Origin of the sequence: Pseudoalteromonas sp. M8 (assembly GCF_018141365.1) — a bacterium.
GTDB lineage: Bacteria > Pseudomonadota > Gammaproteobacteria > Enterobacterales > Alteromonadaceae > Pseudoalteromonas.
Genome location: NZ_CP047240.1, coordinates 2,296,843 through 2,320,184, shown reverse-complemented (window position 1 = coordinate 2,320,184; position 23,342 = coordinate 2,296,843). Strand labels below are relative to the sequence as shown.

Annotated in this window: 18 protein-coding genes; all 18 read left to right on the top strand. The window is 43.5% G+C overall.

The window, feature by feature from the left end; genetic code table 11:
• Positions 1–44: 44 nt before the first annotated feature.
• The 18 genes from tssE to GSF13_RS14965 are packed head-to-tail and all read left to right on the top strand — an operon-like array spanning position 45 to position 23,292.
• Positions 45–446, top strand: a complete 402-nt coding sequence (gene tssE, locus GSF13_RS15050) for a type VI secretion system baseplate subunit TssE (RefSeq protein WP_039495807.1) — start codon at positions 45–47, stop codon at positions 444–446.
• A complete protein-coding gene (tssF, locus tag GSF13_RS15045) occupies positions 446–2,170 on the top strand; it encodes a type VI secretion system baseplate subunit TssF (protein ID WP_211866124.1) in 1,725 nt (574 codons plus the stop codon). The genes tssE and tssF overlap by 1 nt, the downstream gene beginning before the upstream one ends.
• Complete coding sequence (gene tssG, locus GSF13_RS15040; RefSeq protein ID WP_227387105.1) at positions 2,171–3,136, top strand: type VI secretion system baseplate subunit TssG; 966 nt, start codon at positions 2,171–2,173, stop codon at positions 3,134–3,136.
• Between the two features lie 28 nt (positions 3,137–3,164).
• A complete protein-coding gene (gene tssH / locus GSF13_RS15035; protein ID WP_211866122.1) occupies positions 3,165–5,852 on the top strand; it encodes a type VI secretion system ATPase TssH in 2,688 nt (895 codons plus the stop codon).
• 26 nt (positions 5,853–5,878) lie between these two features.
• Positions 5,879–7,918, top strand: a complete 2,040-nt coding sequence (gene tssI, locus GSF13_RS15030) for a type VI secretion system tip protein TssI/VgrG (protein WP_174168831.1) — start codon at positions 5,879–5,881, stop codon at positions 7,916–7,918.
• Positions 7,919–7,934: 16 nt separating this feature from the next.
• Positions 7,935–8,357, top strand: a complete 423-nt coding sequence (locus tag GSF13_RS15025) for a hypothetical protein (protein ID WP_174168832.1) — start codon at positions 7,935–7,937, stop codon at positions 8,355–8,357.
• 17 nt (positions 8,358–8,374) lie between these two features.
• Complete coding sequence (locus GSF13_RS15020; RefSeq protein WP_206473213.1) at positions 8,375–9,526, top strand: hypothetical protein; 1,152 nt, start codon at positions 8,375–8,377, stop codon at positions 9,524–9,526.
• On the top strand, positions 9,513–10,553 hold the full coding sequence (locus tag GSF13_RS15015) for a DUF2169 domain-containing protein (protein ID WP_249122680.1): 1,041 nt from the start codon (positions 9,513–9,515) through the stop codon (positions 10,551–10,553). Before GSF13_RS15020 ends, GSF13_RS15015 begins: the two co-directional genes overlap by 14 nt.
• On the top strand, positions 10,543–11,445 hold the full coding sequence (locus GSF13_RS15010; RefSeq protein WP_211866112.1) for a hypothetical protein: 903 nt from the start codon (positions 10,543–10,545) through the stop codon (positions 11,443–11,445). The genes GSF13_RS15015 and GSF13_RS15010 overlap by 11 nt, the downstream gene beginning before the upstream one ends.
• Entirely contained in the window at positions 11,442–12,464 is a 1,023-nt protein-coding gene (locus GSF13_RS15005; protein ID WP_211866110.1) for a DUF4150 domain-containing protein, read from the top strand. Before GSF13_RS15010 ends, GSF13_RS15005 begins: the two co-directional genes overlap by 4 nt.
• The gene (locus GSF13_RS15000) at positions 12,461–16,270 is read left to right on the top strand and encodes a toxin VasX (RefSeq protein ID WP_211866108.1); all 3,810 of its coding nucleotides are present in this window, start codon (positions 12,461–12,463) and stop codon (positions 16,268–16,270) included. The genes GSF13_RS15005 and GSF13_RS15000 overlap by 4 nt, the downstream gene beginning before the upstream one ends.
• Before the next feature lie 13 nt (positions 16,271–16,283).
• A complete protein-coding gene (locus GSF13_RS14995) occupies positions 16,284–17,240 on the top strand; it encodes a hypothetical protein (RefSeq protein ID WP_211866106.1) in 957 nt (318 codons plus the stop codon).
• 51 nt (positions 17,241–17,291) lie between these two features.
• Positions 17,292–18,254, top strand: a complete 963-nt coding sequence (locus GSF13_RS14990) for a hypothetical protein (protein ID WP_211866104.1) — start codon at positions 17,292–17,294, stop codon at positions 18,252–18,254.
• Positions 18,255–18,305: 51 nt separating this feature from the next.
• Positions 18,306–19,262, top strand: coding sequence for a hypothetical protein (locus GSF13_RS14985; protein ID WP_211866102.1), 957 nt, complete (start codon positions 18,306–18,308; stop codon positions 19,260–19,262).
• 47 nt (positions 19,263–19,309) lie between these two features.
• Positions 19,310–20,272 (top strand): hypothetical protein, encoded by a 963-nt coding sequence (locus GSF13_RS14980; RefSeq protein WP_249122679.1) that lies wholly within the window; start codon positions 19,310–19,312, stop codon positions 20,270–20,272.
• 51 nt (positions 20,273–20,323) lie between these two features.
• Positions 20,324–21,280: a hypothetical protein gene (locus GSF13_RS14975; protein WP_211866099.1), complete on the top strand. Its 957-nt coding sequence runs from the start codon at positions 20,324–20,326 to the stop codon at positions 21,278–21,280.
• A 50-nt stretch (positions 21,281–21,330) separates the two neighbouring features.
• Positions 21,331–22,284, top strand: a complete 954-nt coding sequence (locus tag GSF13_RS14970) for a hypothetical protein (protein ID WP_211869029.1) — start codon at positions 21,331–21,333, stop codon at positions 22,282–22,284.
• A 51-nt stretch (positions 22,285–22,335) separates the two neighbouring features.
• Entirely contained in the window at positions 22,336–23,292 is a 957-nt protein-coding gene (locus GSF13_RS14965; protein WP_211866097.1) for a hypothetical protein, read from the top strand.
• Positions 23,293–23,342: the final 50 nt, after the last annotated feature.

Sequence of the window (23,342 nt, the reverse complement as noted above, 5' to 3'; positions counted from 1 at the left end):
AAGCTTACACTAGTTCGCGCAATGAATAGAGAGCGTATTTTTCTATGGCCTTATTTGATTTGCTAGCTCAGCCATCACGCCAAGCCTATAGCGATAACAATTTATCGCATCTAAGCGACAGCGTATGTAAACACCTAACGCAACTATTGAATGCGCGTAGGGGAGTGCTTGAGCACTTAGGTGATTACGGTTTACCGGATGTGGAAGATCTATATGAAGGGCTACCTTATTCGCAGCAAACACTTGCCAATGAAGTAAAAAGAACCATAGAAAAGTACGAACCAAGAATTACTAACCTCATCGTTCGACCCATCGACATAAAAGAGGAAAACTGTGTGATTCGATTTGAGATAAGAGCGCAATTAAAAACCGGCGAGATAATCAGATTGAATACTAAGTTTGCATCAGGTGGTAAAGCAAACGTCAATGCAGGAGGAGCAGACTAATGGATATGCAGCAATATTTTGATGCGCAAATGAGGCTGTTAACACAAGCAGGTAAACAATTTGCTCAGCAGTATCCTGAACATGCCGGCTTTTTAAATATTGACGCTTTAAAGGATAGAGATCCTCATGTTGAGCGCTTGCTCGAAGGAGTCGCTTACTTAACGGCATTTACGCAAAAGCGATTGGACGAAACGCTACCCGAAGTGTCTGAGCAGGTACTCAGACAGATTTGCCCAATATTATTAAATTATTATCCGTCTACGACGGTGCTAGAGTTTGCGCCAAAACTCACTATGCAAGGACTGGTGAGTGTGCCAAAAGGCGCGAAAATCTCTTCCCATAAAAGTGACAACGCCCCTGTGGCTTGTCACTTTACTACCACCGCAGAAACGAAAGTGCTGCCGTTTGAGGTTTACTCTGTGGACTATCATGAGATCCACACTGGTGCAACGTTAAACTTGCACCTCAAGCGGTTAGGCCAAGGCAGTTTAGATGATTACGATCTCTCTAAATTGCGGGTGTATTTACGTGGAGACACGCCGCTTTGTGCCAGTCTTTATCAAATGATGAAGAATCCAAATGCAGCGATAGAGGTTGAGACAGGAAAGCTTGGCAGTACGACGCAATATACCTTGAACAAGTCAAAAATTGATGCGGCTTTTCATAAAGACAGCACCGGAATGCTGCCGAATAGCGAACAGAGTCATCCCGCATATGCGTTGCTGCTTGATTACTTTAACTCTCGTGAAAAGTTCTATTTTGTTGAACTAACGGGACTGGATACGCTAAATATTGATCCAGACACTAATACTATCAGCATCAAAATAGCCAGTGATATTAAATTGCCGCCCGGTAACAAAGTAAACGCGGATAATATCCTGCTTAACTGTGTACCTGCGGTAAATATCTATCCTGTAGATGCCGAGCCTATCCGAGTCAGTGAAAACCAAACAGAGTACCAATTGCATCCAGTGCAAAATAAACTTGGAGAGAGTTTTTGTTATAGCGTGAAGTCGGTACAAGGCGCAAGCAGTAGCACTGGAGAAGCCATCGACTTTGTTTCTCGGTATAGCACGGTATATGAAGATAACGCCCATTTGTATTCACTGATAAGCCGTGATATTGGCGGGGTATCGCCACAGACGTACATTCAGCTTTCAATGCAAGAAGTGGGTGATATTACTACTTTATCGACTGATCTGTTGGCACATAACGCGGCGTGGCCAAGGCAAACACTGCAAGAAGGCGATATCAATGCGCAAAGCGCTGATGTGCCGTCGGTACTTAGCGTTAAAAATGTCGTAAGGCCGAGCAAGTTGCTTAATTCTCCTGATCAGGCTTTACATTGGCAGCTCATTAGCTTGTTGAATATGCGTTTCTCTCAGCTTGCGGAGCCAACCCAGCTGAAAAAGCTATTGGCGCTGTTTGATTGGTCGGAGCGCTCTGAAAATCGAAATCGTATCGAGAGCATCCAAGGCGCTGAGTCTAAACCTATCTCATTGCTACAAAAGGGCGTGTTTGTTAAAGGAATAGAGATACACTTAACCCTAAACGAAAAGAGCTTTGTTTGTACAGCCGACGCTTACCATTTTTGCGATGTGTTGCATCAGTTCTTTAAACTATATGCACCAATCAACGAGTGCTTAAAAACCCGAGTGACGCTGCTGCCAAGTTACCACGAGTGGGAGTGGGATGTGACTGCAGGCGATAGTTATCAGGTGTAAATGATGGAGCAGCAAAACCAACCTATTTGGGCAAAACTGCCAGAGCCAATCGCTAAATTGATGGCAACACCTTGGCGTTTTAGTTTGTACAAGGCGCTAACGCTTATTGAACAGCACTGGGCTAGCAATAACGAGTTACAAAGTGGCCACAGTCATCGCGTTGAAATTGCACCGTATAAAGAACTTGGGTTTCCAGCGTCAGACGTTAGACGCTGTGAATTGCAAGTAAGGCAACGAGGTAAACTGAGGCTCGAAACATCATTTCTCGGTTTATATGGCGTTGACGCTGCGATGCCGCACTACTTGTTAGAACAAGCCGCAGGAGACGAGGAGATAGGTGCTAGAACGCGTGCATTTTTAGATCTCTTTAATCATGTATTGTATTGCCAGCTATTTCAAAGTTGGAAGAAATCTCAGATAAACCTAGCGGGCATAGGTGCGCAGCAATTTGATCAAATAGTTGCTGCAGTATTTGAAAATAACCAGTCAGATAAGAGCAAATTAAACCTAATTAGTGCCAAACAAACCAGCGCAGCTGGGCTTGAGCAAGTATTAAAGCAAGCGCTACAAGACGAAAGCTTAACGATTAAAGATAATATCGTTGAGTGGGAAGGAATTACCGAAGCGGGTAAGTTAGGGTCAAAACAAAGCGGCTTTTCGTTGGGCGGCAATGGCATATTGGGCAAACGTGTATTGGTGACGGGCAATCGTATTTGCATTGAGCTTGGTCCAATGGACGAGGCTGAGGCGCAGCTATATGAGCCCGGTGGTGTAAAAGCCAAACGTTTATCACAATTATTAAATTGGCACACCTCAACCAAAATGAATTGGCAACTGGTAGTGCAGATCAATCGCCAAGCACGCGAGGGAACTCGGTTAGGAGCTGGCAAGCTTGGGATAAGTTGTGCGATAGGTAAAGTTAACGCACGCGTAGAGAAGAAAATATATTCACAATCACAGTTTTAATGCGAACGGGAATAGCAAGGATTAAAAGATGGACGCAACAGGCATAAAGAATCTCATAGACAAACTCAATCATCATAGCGCGACAGCGTTAGAAGCCGCGGCTGGATTCGCAGCGAGTCGAAAGCATTTTGAAGTGCTACCAGAGCATTACCTATTAAAGTTAATGGAAGAGCACAATGACGGCGATGTTGCGAAGATTTTACCTTTCTTCGAAGTTGATCAAGACGCATTGTGGAATAGTGCGCTCGAATTTATCAATCAACAAGATGCTGGTAACCCGAGCAAGCCGGTTTTCTCCCGTCGCCTCTATGAGTGGTTAGAAAAAGCATGGCTCAGCGCAAACATGCGCCATCAAAATGATTGGATCACAGGAGCTGCGCTGATTGACTCGTTCAAAGACATGGCGATATATAGCCCTGCATTTGGACTGGCACGCGAGTTCGACAAGATTGATACGCACTTCTTAAAGCAGAATTTAAATAAGATCTGTAAAGGTTCGACTGAGCGTCAAGTATTCAGTAAGCCAAATGCTGACAACACGGTGTCGAATAGTCGCTCACAAGGTGAAAGCGCGCTAGAAGCATTTTGTGAAGACCTCACTGAAAAAGCACGTTCTGGTGCAATTGACCCAGTCCTTGGGCGCAACGAGGAGATCCGCCTCGCTATTGATGTGTTGTGTCGTCGCCGTAAAAATAATCCAATCTTTGTCGGTGAACCCGGTGTTGGTAAAACGGCAGTGGTAGAAGGGCTTGCTCAGCGCGTTGTTGAAGGACAAGTTCCGCCAGAACTTAAAGAAGTTAAGATCTGCGTACTGGATATGGGGCTGCTACAAGCCGGAGCCGGTGTAAAAGGTGAATTTGAGCGTCGTCTTAAACAAGTCATTGACGAAGTAAAGAGTTCAGCGACCCCCGTTATCTTATTTATTGACGAAGCGCATACCTTGATTGGTGCTGGTGGCGACGCTGGCATGGGAGATGCCGCAAACCTACTAAAGCCCGCGCTTGCACGTGGAGAGGTAAGAACACTTGCTGCAACGACATGGAGCGAATATAAAAAATATTTTGAGCGCGATGCTGCACTTGAACGCCGTTTTCAATTAATTAAAGTCGATGAGCCAACCGAGCAAGCGGCAAAGCTCATGCTCTCGGGGCTGAAAGATAAATACGAAAAGCACCACCAAATTCAAATCACAGACAGTGCAATTGAAGCCGCGGTTACTTTGTCTGCACGATATATCACAGGTAGACAATTACCTGACAAAGCCATTGATGTATTAGATACCGCAGCTGCTATGGTCAGAATGGGACCAGCAACATCGCCTGTGGTGATTGATAAAGCCAAAGAACAGATCCGTTACTATCAAAGCAGAATTGAACGCTTGGCAATCGAATCAAAGCTTGGGATTGCAGATCAAACCTGTATTCAAAGTCTCACCGATGCGCTTACACAAGCCCAAGAGCAGCTTGCTGAGCTTGAGCAAAGTCGTGAGCTGCAAATTGATACTTATAATGCTTTACACGGTGCGAGCGACGAAGAGAAACCTGCGATTAGACAAGCGCTTGCTGCGTTAAATCAAGATGACAATGCGATTTTCTCCGAAGTGACCAGTGATACGGTAGCGCAAGTGATCGCAAGTTGGACTGGGATCCCTGTAGGTAACATGGTGAAAGACGAGCTGGAGAACTTACTTAAGCTTGAGCAATCACTGGCACAAAGCGTTGTGGGTCAAAATGCTGGATTGACTGCGATTGCACAAACCTTACGGGTAGCAAAAGCGGGTGTATCGGCCTCATCTGGCCCACTAGGCGTATTCTTATTAGCAGGTCCTTCTGGGGTTGGTAAAACCGAAACCGCAAAACACATAGCCGAGCTACTATTTGGTGGCGAGAAGTTCTTAACCACGATAAACATGAGTGAATATCAAGAAGCGCACACGGTATCACAACTCAAAGGCTCACCACCGGGCTATGTGGGTTATGGTGAAGGTGGGGTGTTAACCGAAGCTGTGCGCCAACGTCCATATTCTGTGGTGTTACTTGACGAAGTGGAAAAAGCCCACGCAGATGTCATGAATATGTTCTACCAAGTGTTTGAAATGGGCGTAATGCGTGATGGTGAAGGGCGTGAAATCGATTTTAGAAACACGGTTATCATCATGACTTCTAATTTAGGGGCTGAGCAAATCATCAATGCTTGTACACCAGAAACCGAGCAGCAGGCCATGCAACAAATGGTGGATGGGATCATTCAGCAAGGTGTGCCTGAAGGCGAAGAAGCACAAGACAATAACGAAGAAGAAACACCGTTTGAGAGACCGAGTTTTCAGCAGCTAGTCAGCTTAATTAAGCCAAACTTGCTCGCGCATTTTGCACCTGCGCTTTTAGCACGTATGCAGGTTGTGCCTTTCTTCCCGCTTGATACCGATGTGTTAAAACATATTGTGGCACTAAAGCTTGAAAAGGTCGCAGCACGACTTCGTGACAATCACGCAATACAACTGCGCGTAGATCAAACAGCGCTAGATTATCTAGCCGATAAATGCGCTATGTCTGATAGCGGCGCACGATTGGTTAACGCAACAATTGAACAACAAATTTTACCTGGGATCGCTCGCTCAATTTTGGGCTTTATGAGCGAAGAAGATATGCCAGATCTGCTGACGCTGACACTGGATGAAAATGGTGAAATTGAAGCCGTATTCGCCGACTTAAGTTAACGGTAGATACGAGTAAGGAGACAAAAATGGAAATGTTCGCATCACTTGCCGATAAACTACCTAAGGCAAACGAGAGTCACTTTGCAATCGAAATTGCGGGGTTGTCTGGGAGTTTATTTAAAGTATTGAGTTTTGAATCACAGAATGACAGCTTATGCAGCGACTACCGCTTCGATATTGAGGTGTTAAGTGAAGAGCTAATTGAGCCTGATCTAGTGATTGGTAAAGATGTTACATTTTCCATTACATGGGCTATGTCTGACAGAACGGTTTCGGGGATTATTACCGAATATATCTGCCATGGTCGCAGTCATCAAGGCTACGTGTATACCTTATCCTTTCAATCACTTTTGGTGTTGCTCAAGCATCAACGATCTAATCGCGTTTTTACCGACATGTCTGCGGATGCCATCGTTAAAAGTGTGTTAGACAAGGCTGGGTTCCCGTCAGGAAAATTGCAACTAAAGGCATCATCACCTTCCCTTGCTATGACAGTACAGTATGATGAAAGTGATTTTGACTTTGTAACGCGTCTAATGCGCCGCTACGGTTTTGTTTACGGCAGCACAGAGTCAACGGGTAGCCAAGCCAACCTATCGGTATTTGCCAGCAGCAGTGATTTTTCTTCAGAGATGGAAGAGATCACTTTGCCTTATGCGTCACCCACCGGACAGGTAAGACCGAGCGAGTCTGTCTTTGCCTTTTCTAAAAAAGCGAGTTTACTAAATAGCGGCTTTAGGCTGTATGACGAAGACTATGAAAAAGGCTGCGCACTGTCTGTAAATAGCAATAATCAAACAGAGGTTGGCGGCTTTGGTGAAGACAGTATATTCGCTGAAAACTTCATGACTGAAGGAGATGGCGATGCACTTACCAAAGTGCACCAGCAAAGTATTGATTGTCAGCGAAATCTTTTTGTAATCGATACTGACTGTCGAGCGCTTCGTCCAGGTGTCGCTTTAACCATAACCGATCACCCTAATTACAGCGGTCGTTACTTAGTGGTGTCTGTTGCTCATAAAGGCTGTCAAGGTGGCAGCGTTGAATATGGCTCCAAGGTAAAAGGCTTAACCTATAAAAACCAAGCGACGATCATCCCAATTGATGTGCAGTTTAAAGCGCCTGTGGTTAAGCGTAAAAAGGTCTTTGCATCGTTTAATGCCACGATTGAGCAAGAAGTGGATGACAAAGGGCGCTATAAAGTCAAGCTGCCATTTAACCAAGATGGTGAAGGGGAAGAGAGTAAACCGACTCGACTTATGCAGCACTATGGTGGACCTGGCGGGCACGGCATACACTTTCCTCTAAACAAAGGAACTGAGGTTATGGTGGCGGGCGAAAATGGTGACTTAGACAGGCCAGTTATTCTCGGTGCACTATTTAACGATGAAGCGCTAAGCCCGGTAACTGCAGAGAATGCCACTGAAAATAAATTGGTGACAAAGGCAGAAAACACCTTGTTGATGGATGACAAACAAGGCGAAGAGAAAATTCAATTGTTCACCAAATCGCAAGAAAATATACTCGAATTTAATGCCACCGAAGGTAGCGAATTTATCAAGCTTGAAACCAAAAAAGGTTACATCGATATTAAATCGAAAGAAGCGATGACGCTGCAATCACAAGCGAATATTGTGGCACAAGCCGACAAAGAAATAAGCATTCGCGCAGAAGATGCTGTTTATATCCAAAGTATTGAGTCCAATATTGAGATCAATGCCAAAGAGGCTATTCAACTCACCGCAGATACCGACATTAAAATTCAGTCTGCTGATAGCAATATTCAATTCGAAGCGCAGCAATCCATTAATCTAGAGGCCGCGCAAGACATCAGTTACTTCAGTGTTGACGGTAACGTCGAGCTTGCGGCGCAAAATGGTAACTTGACCATCAATGCCGATAGAAACATTTCTATCGTTGGCCAAGGTAGCGGCTCAATTCAGCTTTCTCAAGGCGGCGGTAAAATAGAAATTGATGCGGCAGGTAATATTACCATTGATGCGAACAACTTGAACTTAAGCGCCAGCAACATTTCAGTGTCTGGCTCTGCAATTAGCCATAACTAAGCAGGGAGCAAAGTCTATGAAAACCAATGTCGTACAATTTCCACCATCGTTGAGTAACATCGTATGGCGTGTATCTGCCATTGATAAATTAGGCAAAGTGTTACGAGTGAAGTGTGACGGATCTAATGTAGAAATGAAGGTTAAAGGTCAATTAGACAGTGTGACACGCGTAAGTATTGACGATGAAGTGTTGCTACATAGCGTGGCAATGCCTATCGTTATTGGTCGCTTAGCTGCACCGCAAGACTTTCCGGCGGCGTCGGTGACAAATAACAACGGCACCGTGGTGTTAAATGGCGAGCAAGAAGTCTGTGTCAAAACCAAAAATGGCAGCATTGCGATCAACGGCAATGGTGAGATACAGCTTGAAGGTAAACTGTTAAACGCCGATATTGAGCAAGATCTCAGCCTCCAAGGCTGGCCAATTCGATTAAATTAAGCTGATACGGTGTGACTATGTTTTTAGCTGCAACCAAATTGGCCGTTCACCGTCAGCAACTCAAGTCGCTTTGGCGTCATTATCAAAAGTTTAATGCACGCCAAGTAGTTGAGACTGGGCGTTTACATGCTCTTGAAAAACAACTATTAAATCATGTGTATACCTTAGCTGCGACGGACGAAGAACACTGGATAAATCGCTCCCAACTAGATTGTATCGCGCATGGGTCGATTGATGATGTATTTACGTTAACCCAAGAGATTGACTCACCTCAGCTGTTGTTACTTATTAACCATCTTTTTGGGACAAGAGCGCTTGAAGCCCAAGCTAGTGAAATCATCACGGCGATTAACAGCCAGCCTGCGCTTGCTGAGCTGCTCATTCATAACTTGTCAGCATGGCGCATTGATTTTGGTGATGCACTCAGACAGCGAATTTTATCAACAGATGAAAATTGGCCTACGAGCCTTATCTATTTAGCATTTAGTACGGCTAACTTGTCGCGCCACCAACTCATGGCCGCACTTGAACATAGCAACCCTGAAATTGCCTACACGGCATTGGTGAATATGTGGCTGTGTAATACAGAGCAACTTTCAGAGCACTTAGTGAAGCGGTTTGCGATGACCGATGATGCCGCGCTAAAAGCAAAACTATTGCAGCTGGCAGGTTTACTCGATGAGCCAAAATGGGATGAACCATGCTTACTTTATTGTCAGCATAATCCAAGCTACATTGCAGAAGTATTTCCATACTTTTCTCATACCCGTTCGTTACAAAATCTAGTTAAGTTACTCGAAGCCCCCAGTACCGCTCGTCCGGCTTACGAGGCGTGGAAACAAATCACCGATCTCGACTTGCCTGAAGAATTCGCAATAAGTGATGCGCAAACTGGCATTAAATCTCAAAAATCGCAAAAATTACCCAGTTTTAAGCAAGCAGAATACGAACGCCAAGCCTTAATTACAGCAAATACCCAACATCAACTCGCAGGGCGTAAAGTCTCTGAGCCAGCGGCTTGGTTACAACAGGGATTGGCTGGCCTTGCTATACAGCGCAAGCTTTCCAAAATTTCCTCGCATGCACTTGGCGCTGCGCTTTTTTACATGCCGATGGCTTATCTTCAATGGCAATCAGTAAAGCAGGAGTTGAACCATGCTAGTGAATGAATCCGAGTGGCAAAGTAGCACGGTTGAGGCTTGGGATGAGGAAAAAGATCCCATCGTAGTCATCGCTGTGAAGCAAAACTTTGAATACGACGTAAATGGTAATGTGTATCCCGATCCAACTGGAGCGCCTGTTGTACTTGCTGATGACTTCGACGGTGAAGGGCTTGAAGCCTGCCTAACCGCCGTTAGCGAAGTTCAGCCCTATAAAACCGGTTTTGAAGTATACGGCGAATTGACCTGTTTTCCACCAACCGACAAGCAAGCGCGAGTGATTGAAGTTGGACTAAAACTCGGCTGTAACGACAGGGTATTTGTTGATAAATTACTTCGAGTTACTGGTGAGCGTGTGTGGAAGCGATCGCTATTCGGGCCCGTGGCGAGCGATCCACAAGTATTATCGTCCTGTGTATTAAATTATCAACTTGCCTATGGCGGCACAAGTCCGTCGGATGAAGAACAAGTTTCTACCCAAAATCCCCTCGGTCGTGGTTATAAGCTCAAAAATAAAGAAGCGAAAGGCCAGCCATTGCCACAAGTGGAGTATGCTAATCAGGTATTAAAAAAGCCGAGCCACGACACTGCGGTTGCAAGCTTTGCAGCGATCCCAGCATTTTGGTCGCCAAGGGTGGATAAACTTCCTGAGGTTGACGAATCCCAAGCTTTAGCGGGCAAGTTCCCATTTAAAGCAGCAGTCCCTGCTGCGCATTATCAAGTCGCACCGCAAGACCAACAAACTTCAAACCCATTTAGTGATGGCTGGTGGATTGACATGATGGGCTTGACGCCAGATTTACCTTATGGACAAAGCCTAAAGCTAACGTTGCCCAGAATCGTACCTCGCTGTCGTTTGGTTAATGGCCCAGACGCCACGCCTATTGATATGCAGTGTGATACGCTGGTAATTGACTCGCAAACACAGCAGTTTTCATTAATATGGCGAGGAAGGGTAAAAAAGAGCCAAACAGGCAGTAACAGCGTGTTCTTAGTCGAAGTGGCACAAACGCAAGGAGTGGCACATGCAGTTTGAATTAATCGCGCTAGAAACCCCCGCCGGTAACCATCCTAGTGCTTTATATACCGCGGTCGCAAATAACATGCGCTTTTGCTCGCCAAGCAAAGCCATTGTTAGGTACGATATAAGCCTCGACGCGCCATACTTGCGCGCACAAATCGAAGAGATCTCGGTCACGTTACGTAAAGACCGCTGTTTAACCATTCTAGAATCTTTATTAAGCCAGACTAAGCAACGGCTTGATGGCAGTGCCAACGCGTGGGACGGCACCATTAATCTAATTACTGGCTACGCAAAATCAGAAGAGCCATATATAGAGCTTTCTGATGTAAGGATGCTTTGTGACCACCTTGAGCTGAACGTTGACGATATTCAGTTGAATAAAACGCTTGATATTGATTCGCTCTCGCCAAATAGCCTCTATGTATTTGTAGATAGTTGCGTTGGTTATGATGAAGCGTCAAAGCCAAACTGGGTAGGCAAGCTACAAGTTGTTGGCGGCCCTGAAGGTGTTGTATTAAGTGAAGGGGGCTGCGTACTCCTTGGTACAAGCGCTAGTAAGACTTCATGCCAGACCAAAGCATATCAGGGCGGCTTAGGTGAGCTATTAAAAGAGCTGCATGCAGAGATAAGCGAGCCCTATATTTCAACCTGCTTACTCAGTGAGCAGTGGCAAAGAGAATGGCTCAATGCCAGCCGCGCCTTGTACCAAGAGTATGACGCGTTAATAGAGCTAAACAACACTGCAAATACCATTGGGTATATTGGCGCTGGTCATAATGCAATGGGACTTGCGGTTGCCAGTAGTTATCTACATAACCCGTTAAATCGCCATATTGACAGAGTGTGGCTGATCACAGAGCAAGAAAAACCACAATTAATCTCAGTAACAAGGAGTGTGTTATGAGCTTTATCGCAGCAGTAAAGGGAAAAGAGCCAGATTCGATTCAGTACGATCAAGATGCAATGTCTGCGACGCTTCGAGTAGGCGGGAGTGTGTCGTGGCGACATAATAATCCTGCATTGTTAAAGCTTACTATCGCAGCGAAAAATAATGGCGCCATTGGTTGTGTAAATGGGATTGCCGTATTTCCTGACAAAGCCAGCGGTGAAAACGCATTTATAGATGAGATTGCGCGCGCTAAATATGGCGATATGATGCTAGGTGAAATGATAACCGAGTTTGCCAGTGACTATATTGTCCCACCGCCTAAGTGGAACGATGGAAAAAACGAGCCAATTCTACCTCATCAAGAGCCAGAGACTGGCATGGATATGCACATGCCCATTGACAACGCTCGGGCATTTTTAGATTTGGTTGAGCGCAAAATAGGATGGCAAGCTGGCACTGAGGAACAAATCGAAAAAGACACAGATAGCGAAGCACAGCAAGTCGGTATCGTGAGCGGCCAAAACGTATTAATTAATGGTCGCACCGCAGTCCATAAAGACAGTGGTGGCATGCTAAATACCATAGATGTGTGCTGGACTAAGATTGGTAAGGTTGTTGTGCCAATTCCTTATAGCAATCTCGCCAAATCAGGTGATGCAGCGAGCACCGCAAGCTCGGTAAAAATTAATGGCAACCCTGCAGCCAATATAAAAAGTAACTTTTCAAAAAGCACAGGTGACCAACCCGGTAAAAAGAAAGGCATTGCCAGTGGCACAATCAAAGGCAAAGCAGAGTTTATTACCAGCTCTTTTGATGTGTATATCGAAGGAAAACCCGCCGTGCGCCAAGGAGATCTTATGATCTCTAACAGTAAAAACACGCCACCTTCTCCCTTGAATCAACCGGGCGGTGCGACCCCTAGCTCACTGTCAGTGGCGAAAAGAGATGCAACCCCCGATAAATCAGGAAGTAAAAAGTTAAAAGTAAGCGTATCAGGTAAAGAGTATTACAAGGATGGAGTGAAACTAGGATGAGTGATTTTACAGTACCAGACTTAACGAATCTTGAAACCGCTCACAGAGAGCTGGTTTTTGAAGGGCTAGCAAACGACCAAGAGAAAGTGTCTTTGATGGTTGCTGATACTAACCCAGATCTTGGCACCTCGGGATACTACAAAATACCACTTGGTACTTCTTCGGCGAATGACACTGCACAAGATGCAGAAGTGGAGTTGGTCCATATTTATCCGTTGAGAATGGGGATAGACGGAGAAGATCAGCTAAGAGAAGGATTTATCTATATTTACGTTGACGGACACTTATGGCGAGAGCTGGAAGTACTTCCAAGGGAAAATGGTGAAGGTGTCGCGTTTAAAGATGTCAATTTAGCCTTTCAAAAGGGTCATAAAGTTATTCGTGTTGCTGAATATTCTTATAAAAAAGATAACTATGGCAAAGAGTGTAGTGTAGACAATACAGAATTAGCACTTGAGATGGTTGACAAAGGTGAGCGAAAAGCCACTACAGAAGAGCTCAGTACCATCATCGTCCCAAACAAGTTGTATGGCCAACAGTGTAGTGTTGAAATTGCTTATTCAGAAACGCAATGGAGCTGGAAGCAAATTGAAGCATTTGGCGGTATGGCTGAAACGGATCCGCGTTTAAATTATGGACCAAGTGTAAAGCCCGGTCTTAACGGAGACCAAGCGACCAACAGACGTGCCAACAGAATGCAAAAACTCGATAAACTGGCAAGTTTTAAGCAGGGTTACGATAATTCGACATTACCCGTTCACCTAGTTTTACCTGTTCCAGATATGTCAGGTGTGTATGTACCGGTACTAGCCGACAGTATAGGGTTAGCCCGTGACACCAGCGCCAGAGTTGCGATATATCGCAAGGAGTTGTTAAGCCTTCCCGTAACGTCAATACAACAAGATCCTGAATTTAAAGCAGAGTCTAAGACTGAACGTTTCGAACCTAGTCCAAACCAATTGGCAAAGCATTCGTTAGCAACTGCAATTCAGAGCACTTTCTTTCACTATCCAAAAGGAATAGAAAAGAAGAAGGCGCTCGGAGTGGAAGTTGATGAAGACGCTGAGGATCTTGCACAGCAGTATCGGGAGTATATAGAAGATAGCTTTAGCACCACTGAATTTAGAAAATATCTTCACACTGACCGCGCCTTTGAACTCGGTCTGCAAATTAATCAATCAAAAGCGAAGCTCTTTGAGATTATGAGCGACGAGCAAAAAAATAATTCCTTTTATTACTCTATTGAAGACTATGCCTACTACGATGATATACGCCGGTGCTTACTATACGCAGTATGCTCCGATGTACTCGGCCCAATAAAGGACTTAACCATTACCCTGATCAGTCATTTTGCGGTGTCAGACGATGATTTCAAAAAGTTAGATGAATTGGATGCGAATGACGTAGGGCAAGAGTGTTGGCTAAAAGTGATGGGGACGCATCCGACTGAAAGGCTAAGATTAATTGAGCTGCTCTATCCTAAAAAGATAAAGGATGAGATGACAGCGTATGAGTGCCGTCTTAAAGGTTCAAACGACGAGTTTGACACGCGCTTTGATCTTACGCTTATGCAAGATAACTTGCAGCCCTTACATGACCAAGACGCATCATATACAGATGCGGTAATACAAGTACTTCGAAGAGCCTCACAGGCGATGTGGGGATTCTTGGTGATTGGTCTCGAGGTGCCAACTGGATTAAATGCAGCGCAAGGGCAGGATATTAAATCGGTATACGGAGACCGTAAAGCTAAAGCAGAAACGCTAGCGCTTGATACAAATGCACTAAAAGATGAAAAAGTGGCACTAGAGCGCTCTATTGAAGCTAAACAAGCGGAAATTAATGCTTACAATAAAGCGCGTAACCAAATTTTAAATGCGGCTGTTGCAGGAGGGATGAATCCTGACTCAGTAGTGGCACAGCTAGACTTACAAATAAAACGCCAAGAGCAAGCATTACGTGATATCAAAAAAACTGCCTCCAATGTGCAATACCAACTAACGAATGCAAAGAGAGAGCTTAGTGCATTGTCAAGCTCTATAGAGTATGCAAAATCAGCTAGATTTGAAAACAGTGTCAGAGGGGATCTCTTTGGTCGATTTAAGCAATTAGTAGATGTTTCGACAAATGGTTTGATAAAAGAGATCAACCTATCAATTGCAGACTATTTAGATGGCAATTTACCTGAGGGATTTTTACCTCTGGATTTTCAGTCAAAAGCTGAACGAGCATCTAAGCGCCTCAGTGAGCTGGAAAAAGCGGCAGAGGCGTTTGCTGATAGTCATCAGAAGACCCCTGTAGCACACCCTTATGTCAGAACTGAGTTAGGTGGAGGACAGGTTGTTCAGCAACAGTTAGATCATATTTTGTCTCTGGATGGTACCTTGGGTGAAATTGAAAAAACACTGGAGCGACAAAAAATAAAAGCCGAATTTGCACAAAAACGCTTACAGCAAAAAGTATTGGTGTTGGATGCGAGTAGGATTGATGCATTGGAAAGTAATAAAGAAAGTGCCAATTTCAAACGAAAAAGCGTGTCTAGGCTTATCGACTTGAATATCTGGAAACAAGAAAGCATCCTAAAAGAAGTGGACTCCTTGGGAAGACTCTCAAAGTTTGCTGTAAAACCTCGCACATACAATATAGCATTAAACGGTGCACTATCTTTTGTTGCCGCATTAGAGGCAGTTAATTTATTCGATACAATGAAAAATGCCAGTGCAAGTGGACTTACAAAAGCCTCTGCAATTCTTGATTTTGCCGATATTATGATCAATATCGGTGCGAATGTGGTAGAAAAAAAAGCTGGATTACCAACCCCTAGGCAAGTAAACGCCATATTGAAAAACTCAGCATCGCATGTTTCAGGCATGGTCGTATTAAGAGGGGTATTGGTTTTTACAGCAAACGCGGTTTCCCTACTTGCCGCTGTCGTTAGTGCTTATGTTGCGTTTAAGGATGCGATGTTAGAAAAGGAAAGTGGAGATACTGCATTATATTATGCCAATATGACGATGATGGTGGGTTTTTTGTCACTAACCGCTTCAGCAAGTTTAGTCGCTGCAACACATTTAATTTCCGCTTTAAGTGTTGGCGCAGTCGCAACATTTGGCGCTATTGCAAGTGCGCTAGGGTTATTGGGTTTGTTGATTATCTTGATTGGTGCTGGTTTACTGCTTATTTTTCATGAGTCTGAAATTGAGGCTTGGCTAAATGCCTGTCCTTGGAGTAAAAATCGCCAACAAAAATATATAGACGATAGCAATAAGTGTTCTGCTGTAAGGGCATCAACATGGCAACACAAAATGGAAAATGCATTAACCGATTTTTATAGTATGTTGTACTCGCCTGCGATAAATATTCAAAGATTTTTAAGTGTGTTTAAAGTGCAGGTAAGCGCGCCCCTTACCAATGAGTTAGAAGGCTTTTCTGCTCGTTTTTATTGGTCAAAAGAAGGTGATGACAAAATACAGGAGATAAATCATCATCAGTTGGCCAAGCTTAGCAGTGGTTGGAAGCTATATCCTAATCGAACCGGTTATTACTTTGAGTTCACTGAAGGAAAACTCTGTGAACTGTTAAACCTAGAAGTTGGTAGCTCTATCGAGTTAATCATAGAAGTAGAAAGCTACCCCAATGGTAAAGGTAAAAAAGTGATCGAGAGCGCAACTGAGTTGTACTCCTTGCCAACGGTGGTGACCAAAAAAGACGATGGTTATTTGATCACTAAAGGGGTTAGATACATTAAAGAACTTTCAAGATTAAATCAAAAGTTCAGATTTCCTGAAAGGCCGCCAATCAGATAGAAGGAAACGACGAATGAAAAAGATTGAAGAGATGACTCAAGAAGAACTTGAAGAAATCATCAAAGAAGGCGACAAAAGAAGAGAAAGATATTATCAAGAAGAAGCTAGTGAAGCTGAGAAAAAAGAATTGGAGGAAATGCAAAGGTACTCAGAACGAAGGTTAAAATATATTAGAGAGGGAAATTTTTATGATGCGTTATCAAAAGACTACCTCCATAACCAAAGCTATAAGGAACGCTTAGCCAAGGCTGAAGAACTAAATGGCTGTAAGTTTAAAGACGCAAAACCCTGTAAAGACAGATTTGCGCCGAGAGACGACTTTAGTGGTGTAAGTTACCCTAGCCAATGCGATGGTCGGGTTGTTTCGGTACCGCGCTCACCGGGATTATGGTCCCTTAGGCTACATGGGTTGGTATTGGGCCCTATCATTGGGATTTGTCTGTTAGGGGTAAGTATGACAGACGACAGTATGCCAGCTTGGCATTCATGGTTGGGGCTGTTTTTACTGACTGCATTCCCTTTAATAATGTACAAATTAGGGAATGCAATTCGTATTGTGGATGCAATCGAGTTTAACCGTCATACCGGACTGGTAAGAACGCCCTACACCTTATTCAGAAAGCCATTTTATATCCCCATAGAAGACCTAGAGTATGTTGTTGGTCCAGAAGTAAAAAATATGCGAGGCAGCGCATCGATGCAAACGGGTTACTTAAGTTGTAGAAAATACCCCGAGCACTATTGGTTTGGAAATCGTATAGGTATTGCAGGAGGTGGCGATGCTCACGATTGGTCACAAATGAATAGGTTTATGGATATTACTCAACCAATTGACGAGTACTATCACAGTGCTATGGAGTATACGTTTAAAAAGAATAGGAATGCTCACGGCAATGGTCCATTTCCAGAGGTGATGAAAAAGTACTTTGATGCCGGCGACTGCCAAGTAAATCGCATGGAAGTGTGGTAGGGCGTTAATCATTACAAGTGCTTTCTAGTAGTCAGCTAAAAGGAGTTGTTGATGAAAAAGATTGAAGAGATGACTCAGGAAGAGCGGAATATTTATTTAATTGAGAGGGCTAAAGAAAGAAACAGAAAGTACCGTGAAGAAGCTACCGAAGAAGAAAAAGAAGACTTCGCAAAAATTGATGCGTATATAGATAGAGAAACAGGTTATCGCCGAAGTGGTGTTTTTTATGAAGAACTACCCAAAGATCATCTCCATAACTTAAGCTATAAGGAACGCTTAGCCAAGGCTGAAGAGCTAAACGGCTGTAAGTTTAAAGAAGCAAAACCCTGCAAAGACGCGTTTGCGCCGAGAGACGATTTTGATGGCCCTACACGCCTTTTTGGCGCATGGAATTGTGACGGTGAAAAAGTTGCGGTAGTTCGTCACCCAAGCCTAATACTTTTTAGAATGGTAATCACCATATTGTCTGCAATTGCGGGATTTATGTTGATTGTACTGACACTGGTTCATACATTTCCAGTAGACTATTTATACTTGAGTTTGGCAGGTCTTTTCATCACGCCTTTCTTGTTGTTTAAATTTTCTGACGCTTTACGGTTTATTGATAACATAGAGTTTAATCGTCACACCGGGTTGGTGAGAACACCTTATACCTTGTTTAGAAAACCATTTTATATCCCAATAGAAGACCTTGAATATGTGGTGGGCGTTGAGGTGAAAAGCGCAAGAGGTGGCGGCTCGTTCCAAACGGGTTATCTAAGTTGCAGAAAATATCCTGAAAAGTTTTGGTTTGGCCATGCGATTGGACTCGGAGATGGTGGAAACCTAAACGATTGGGCTCAGATAAATCGGTTTATGGACACTACCCAACCGATAGAAGAATATTACTACGAAATCATGGAGTATCACTATAAGCTCGATAAGAATGCCCACTTTAATAGCCCATTTCCAGAGGTGATGAAAAAGTACTTTGATGCAGATGACTGCCAAGTAAATCGCATGGAAGTGTGGTAGGGCGTTAATCATTACAAGTGCTTTCTAGTAGTCAGCTAAAAGGAGTTGTTGATGAAAAAGATTGAAGAGATGACTGAAGAAGAGCTGGATAGCTATTTGGCAAATAAAGCGAAGGAAAGAGAGCGATATTATCGAGAAGAAGCAACTGAAGAAGAAAAAGAAAAGAAAGCACAAAGAGATGCATACTTGGCTAGAGAGACAAGTTATCGTCGCAGTGGTATTTTTTATGAAGAACTATCCAAAGATCATCTCCATAACTTAAGCTATAAGGAACGCTTAGCCAAGGCTGAAGAGCTAAACGGCTGTAAGTTTAAAGAAGCAAAACCCTGCAAAGACAGATTTGCGCCGAGAGACGATTTTAGTGGCGTAAGTTACCCTAGCCAATGCGATGGTCGGGTTGTTTCCGTACCGCGCTCACCGGGATTATGGTCTATTAGGCTACATGGGTTGGTGTTAGGCCCTATCATTGGGATTTGTCTGTTAGGGGTAAGTATGACAGACGACAGTATGCCAGCTTGGCATTCATGGTTGGGGCTGTTTTTACTGACTGCATTCCCTTTAATAATGTACAAAATAGGGAATGCAATTCGTATTGTGGATGCAATCGAGTTTAACCGCCATACCGGATTGGTAAGAACGCCGTACACCTTATTCAGAAAGCCATTTTATATCCCCATAGAAGACCTAGAGTATGTTGTCGGTCCAGAAGTAAAAAATATGCGAGGCAGCGCATCGATGCAAACGGGTTACTTAAGTTGTAGAAAATACCCCGAGCACTATTGGTTTGGAAATCGTATTGGTATTGCGGGAGGTGGCGATGCTCACGATTGGTCACAAATGAATAGGTTTATGGATATTACTCAACCAATCAACCGATATTACTATAAAGCTATGGAGTATACGTTTAAGAAGAATAAGAATGCTCACGGCAATGGTCCATTTCCCGAGGTGATGAAAAAGTACTTTGATGCAGATGACTGCCAAGTTAATCGCATGGAAGTGTGGTAGAGCGTTAGTATTACAAGTGCTTTCTAGAGGTTGATTAAAAGGAGTTTATGGTGAAACAGATTAAGGACATGACTCACGAGGAGATACGTAATTATTTAGCAAAGAGGGCTAAAGAAAGAGAAGTGCTCTACCAAAAAGGAGCTACTGAAGAAGAGAAGCGGGAAGCAGAACTAGAAGCATACAGTGATAGACGAGTAGGTTACTGCCTAAGTGAAGCTTATTATGAAGATCTAACTAAAGACCATCTCCATAACTTAAACTATAAGGAACGACTAACCAAGGCTGAAGAATTAAACGGCTGTAAGTTTAAAGACGCAAAACCCTGTAAAGATGCATTTGCGCCGAGAGACAATTTTGATGGCCCTAAACGCCTCTTTGGTGCTTGGAATTGTGACGGTGAAAAAGTTGCGGTAGTTCGTCACCCAAGCCTAATACTTTTTAGAATGGTAATCACCATATTGTCAGCAATTGCGGGATTTATGTTGATTGTACTGACACTGGTTCATACATTTCCAGTAGACTATTTATACTTGAGTTTGGCAGGTCTTTTCATCACGCCTTTCTTGTTGTTTAAATTTTCTGACGCTTTACGGTTTCTTGATAACATTGAGTTTAATCGTCATACCGGGTTGGTGAGAACACCTTACACCCTGTTTAGAAAACCATTTTATATCCCAATAGAAGACCTTGAATATGTGGTGGGCGTTGAGGTGAAAAGCGCAAGAGGTGGCGGCTCGTTCCAAACGGGTTATCTAAGTTGCAGAAAATATCCTGAAAAGTTTTGGTTTGGCCATGCGATTGGACTCGGAGATGGTGGAAACCTAAACGATTGGGCTCAGATAAATCGGTTTATGGACACTACCCAACCGATAGAAGAATATTACTACGAAATCATGGAGTATCACTATAAGCTCGATAAGAATGCCCACTTTAATGGCCCATTTCCAGAGGTGATGAAAAAGTACTTTGATGCCGACGACTGCCAAGTAAATCGCATGGAAGTGTGGTAGGGCGTTAATCATTACAAGTGCTTTCTAGTGGTTGGCTAAAAGGAGTTGTTGATGAAAAAGATTGAAGAGATGACTGAAGAGGAGTTAGATAAATATCTAAAGGAAAGAGCTAAGGAAAGAGAACGGTATTATCGAGAAGAAGCCACAGAAGAAGAGAAAAAAGTAAGAGAAGAAATACGTGAATATGTTGATAGAGAAAGCAAATACCTTATTAGTGGTATCTATTTTGAGGAACTATCAAAAGATCATCTCCATAATCAAAGCTATAAGGAACGACTAGCCAAGGCTGAAGAACTAAATGGCTGTAAGTTTAAAGACGCAAAACCCTGTAAAGACAGATTTGCGCCGAGAGACGACTTTAGTGGCGTAAGTTACCCTAGCCAATGCGATGGTCGGGTTGTTTCCGTACCGCGCTCACCGGGATTATGGTCTATTAGGCTGCATGGGTTGGTATTAGGCCCTATTATTGGGATTTGTCTGTTAGGGGTAAGTATGACAGACGACAGTATGCCAGCTTGGCATTCATGGTTGGGGCTGTTTTTACTGACTGCATTCCCTCTAATAATGTACAAAATAGGGAATGCAATTCGTATTGTGGATGCAATCGAGTTTAACCGGCATACCGGATTGGTAAGAACGCCGTACACCTTATTCAGAAAGCCATTTTATATCCCCATAGAAGACCTAGAGTATGTTGTTGGTCCAGAAGTAAAAAATATGCGAGGCAGCGCATCGATGCAAACGGGTTACTTAAGTTGTAGAAAATACCCCGAGCACTATTGGTTTGGAAATCGTATAGGTATTGCAGGAGGTGGCGATGCTCACGATTGGTCACAAATGAATAGGTTTATGGATATTACTCAACCAATTGACGAGTACTATCACAGTGCTATGGAGTATACGTTTAAAAAGAATAGAAATGCTCACGGTAATGGCCCATTTCCAGAGGTGATGAAAAAGTACTTTGATGCAGATGACTGCCAAGTAAATCGCATGGAAGTGTGGTAGGGCGTTAATCATTACAAGTGCTTTAAGTAGTTAATCAAAAGGAGTTAATGGTGAAAGAGATAAAGGATATGACTCACGAGGAGATACGTAATTATTTAGCAAAGAGGGCTAAAGAAAGAGAAGTGCTCTACCAAAAAGGAGCTACTGAAGAAGAGAAGCGGGAAGCAGAATTAGAAGCATACAGTGATAGACGAGTAGGTTACTGCCTAAGTGAAGCTTATTATGAAGATCTAACTAAAGATCATCTCCATAATCAAAGCTATAAGGAACGACTAGCCAAGGCTGAAGAACTAAACGGCTGTAAGTTTAAAGGCGCAAAACCTTGTAAAGACGCATTTGCACCGAGAGACGACTTTAGTGGCGTAAGTTACCCTAGCCAATGCGATGGTCGGGTTGTTTCCGTACCGCGCTCACCGGGATTATGGTCCCTTAGGCTGCATGGGTTGGTATTAGGCCCTATTATTGGGATTTGTCTGTTAGGGGTAAGTATGACAGACGACAGTATGCCAGCTTGGCATTCATGGTTGGGGCTGTTTTTACTGACTGCATTCCCTTTAATAATGTACAAATTAGGGAATGCAATTCGTATTGTGGATGCAATTGAGTTTAACCGTCATACCGGACTGGTAAGAACGCCGTACACCTTATTCAGAAAGCCATTTTATATCCCCATAGAAGACCTAGAGTATGTTGTCGGTCCAGAAGTAAAAAATATGCGAGGTAGCGCATCGATGCAAACGGGTTACTTAAGTTGTAGAAAATACCCCGAGCACTATTGGTTTGGAAATCGTATTGGTATTGCAGGAGGTGGCGATGCTCACGATTGGTCACAAATGAATAGATTTATGGATACTACTCAACCAATCAACCGCTATTATTATAAAGCTATGGAGTATACGTTTAAGAAGAATAGGAATGCTCACGGCAATAGCCCATTTCCAGAGGTGATGAAAAAGTACTTTGATGCCGACGACTGCCAAGTAAATCGCATGGAAGTGTGGTAGGGCGTTAATCATTACAAGTGCTTTCTAGTAGTCAGTTAAAAGGAGTTGTTGATGAAAAAGATTGAAGAGATGACTCAGGAAGAGCGGAATATTTATTTAATTGAGAGGGCTAAAGAAAGAAACAGAAAGTACCGTGAAGAAGCTACCGAAGAAGAAAAAGAAGACTTCGCAAAAATTGATGCGTATATAGATAGAGAAACAGGTTACCGTCTTAGCGGTATTTTTTATGAAGAACTACCAAAAAATCATCTTCATAACTTAAGCTATAAGGAACGCTTAACCAAGGCTGAAGAACTAAATGGTTGTAAGTTTAAAGACGCAAAACCTTGTAAAGACGCATTTGCACCGAGAGACGACTTTAGTGGCGTAAGTTACCCTAGCCAATGCGATGGTCGGGTTGTTTCCGTACCGCGCTCACCGGGATTATGGTCCCTTAGGCTGCATGGGTTGGTATTAGGCCCTATTATTGGGATTTGTCTGTTAGGGGTAAGTATGACAGACGACAGTATGCCAGCTTGGCATTCATGGTTGGGGCTGTTTTTACTGACTGCATTCCCTTTAATAATGTACAAATTAGGGAATGCAATTCGTATTGTGGATGCAATTGAGTTTAACCGTCATACCGGACTGGTAAGAACGCCGTACACCTTATTCAGAAAGCCATTTTATATCCCCATAGAAGACCTAGAGTATGTTGTCGGTCCAGAAGTAAAAAATATGCGAGGTAGCGCATCGATGCAAACGGGTTACTTAAGTTGTAGAAAATACCCCGAGCACTATTGGTTTGGAAATCGTATTGGTATTGCAGGGGGCGGCGATGCTCACGATTGGTCACAAATGAATAGGTTTATGGATATTACTCAACCAATTGACGAGTACTATCACAGTGCTATGGAGTATACGTTTAAAAAGAATAGGAATGCTCACGGCAATGGTCCATTTCCAGAGGTGATGAAAAAGTACTTTGATGCCGACGACTGCCAAGTAAATCGCATGGAAGTGTGGTAACGACGAAAAACCAAAATAGGTACAACTCGGGCGTTAGTAAAGCGGGCATT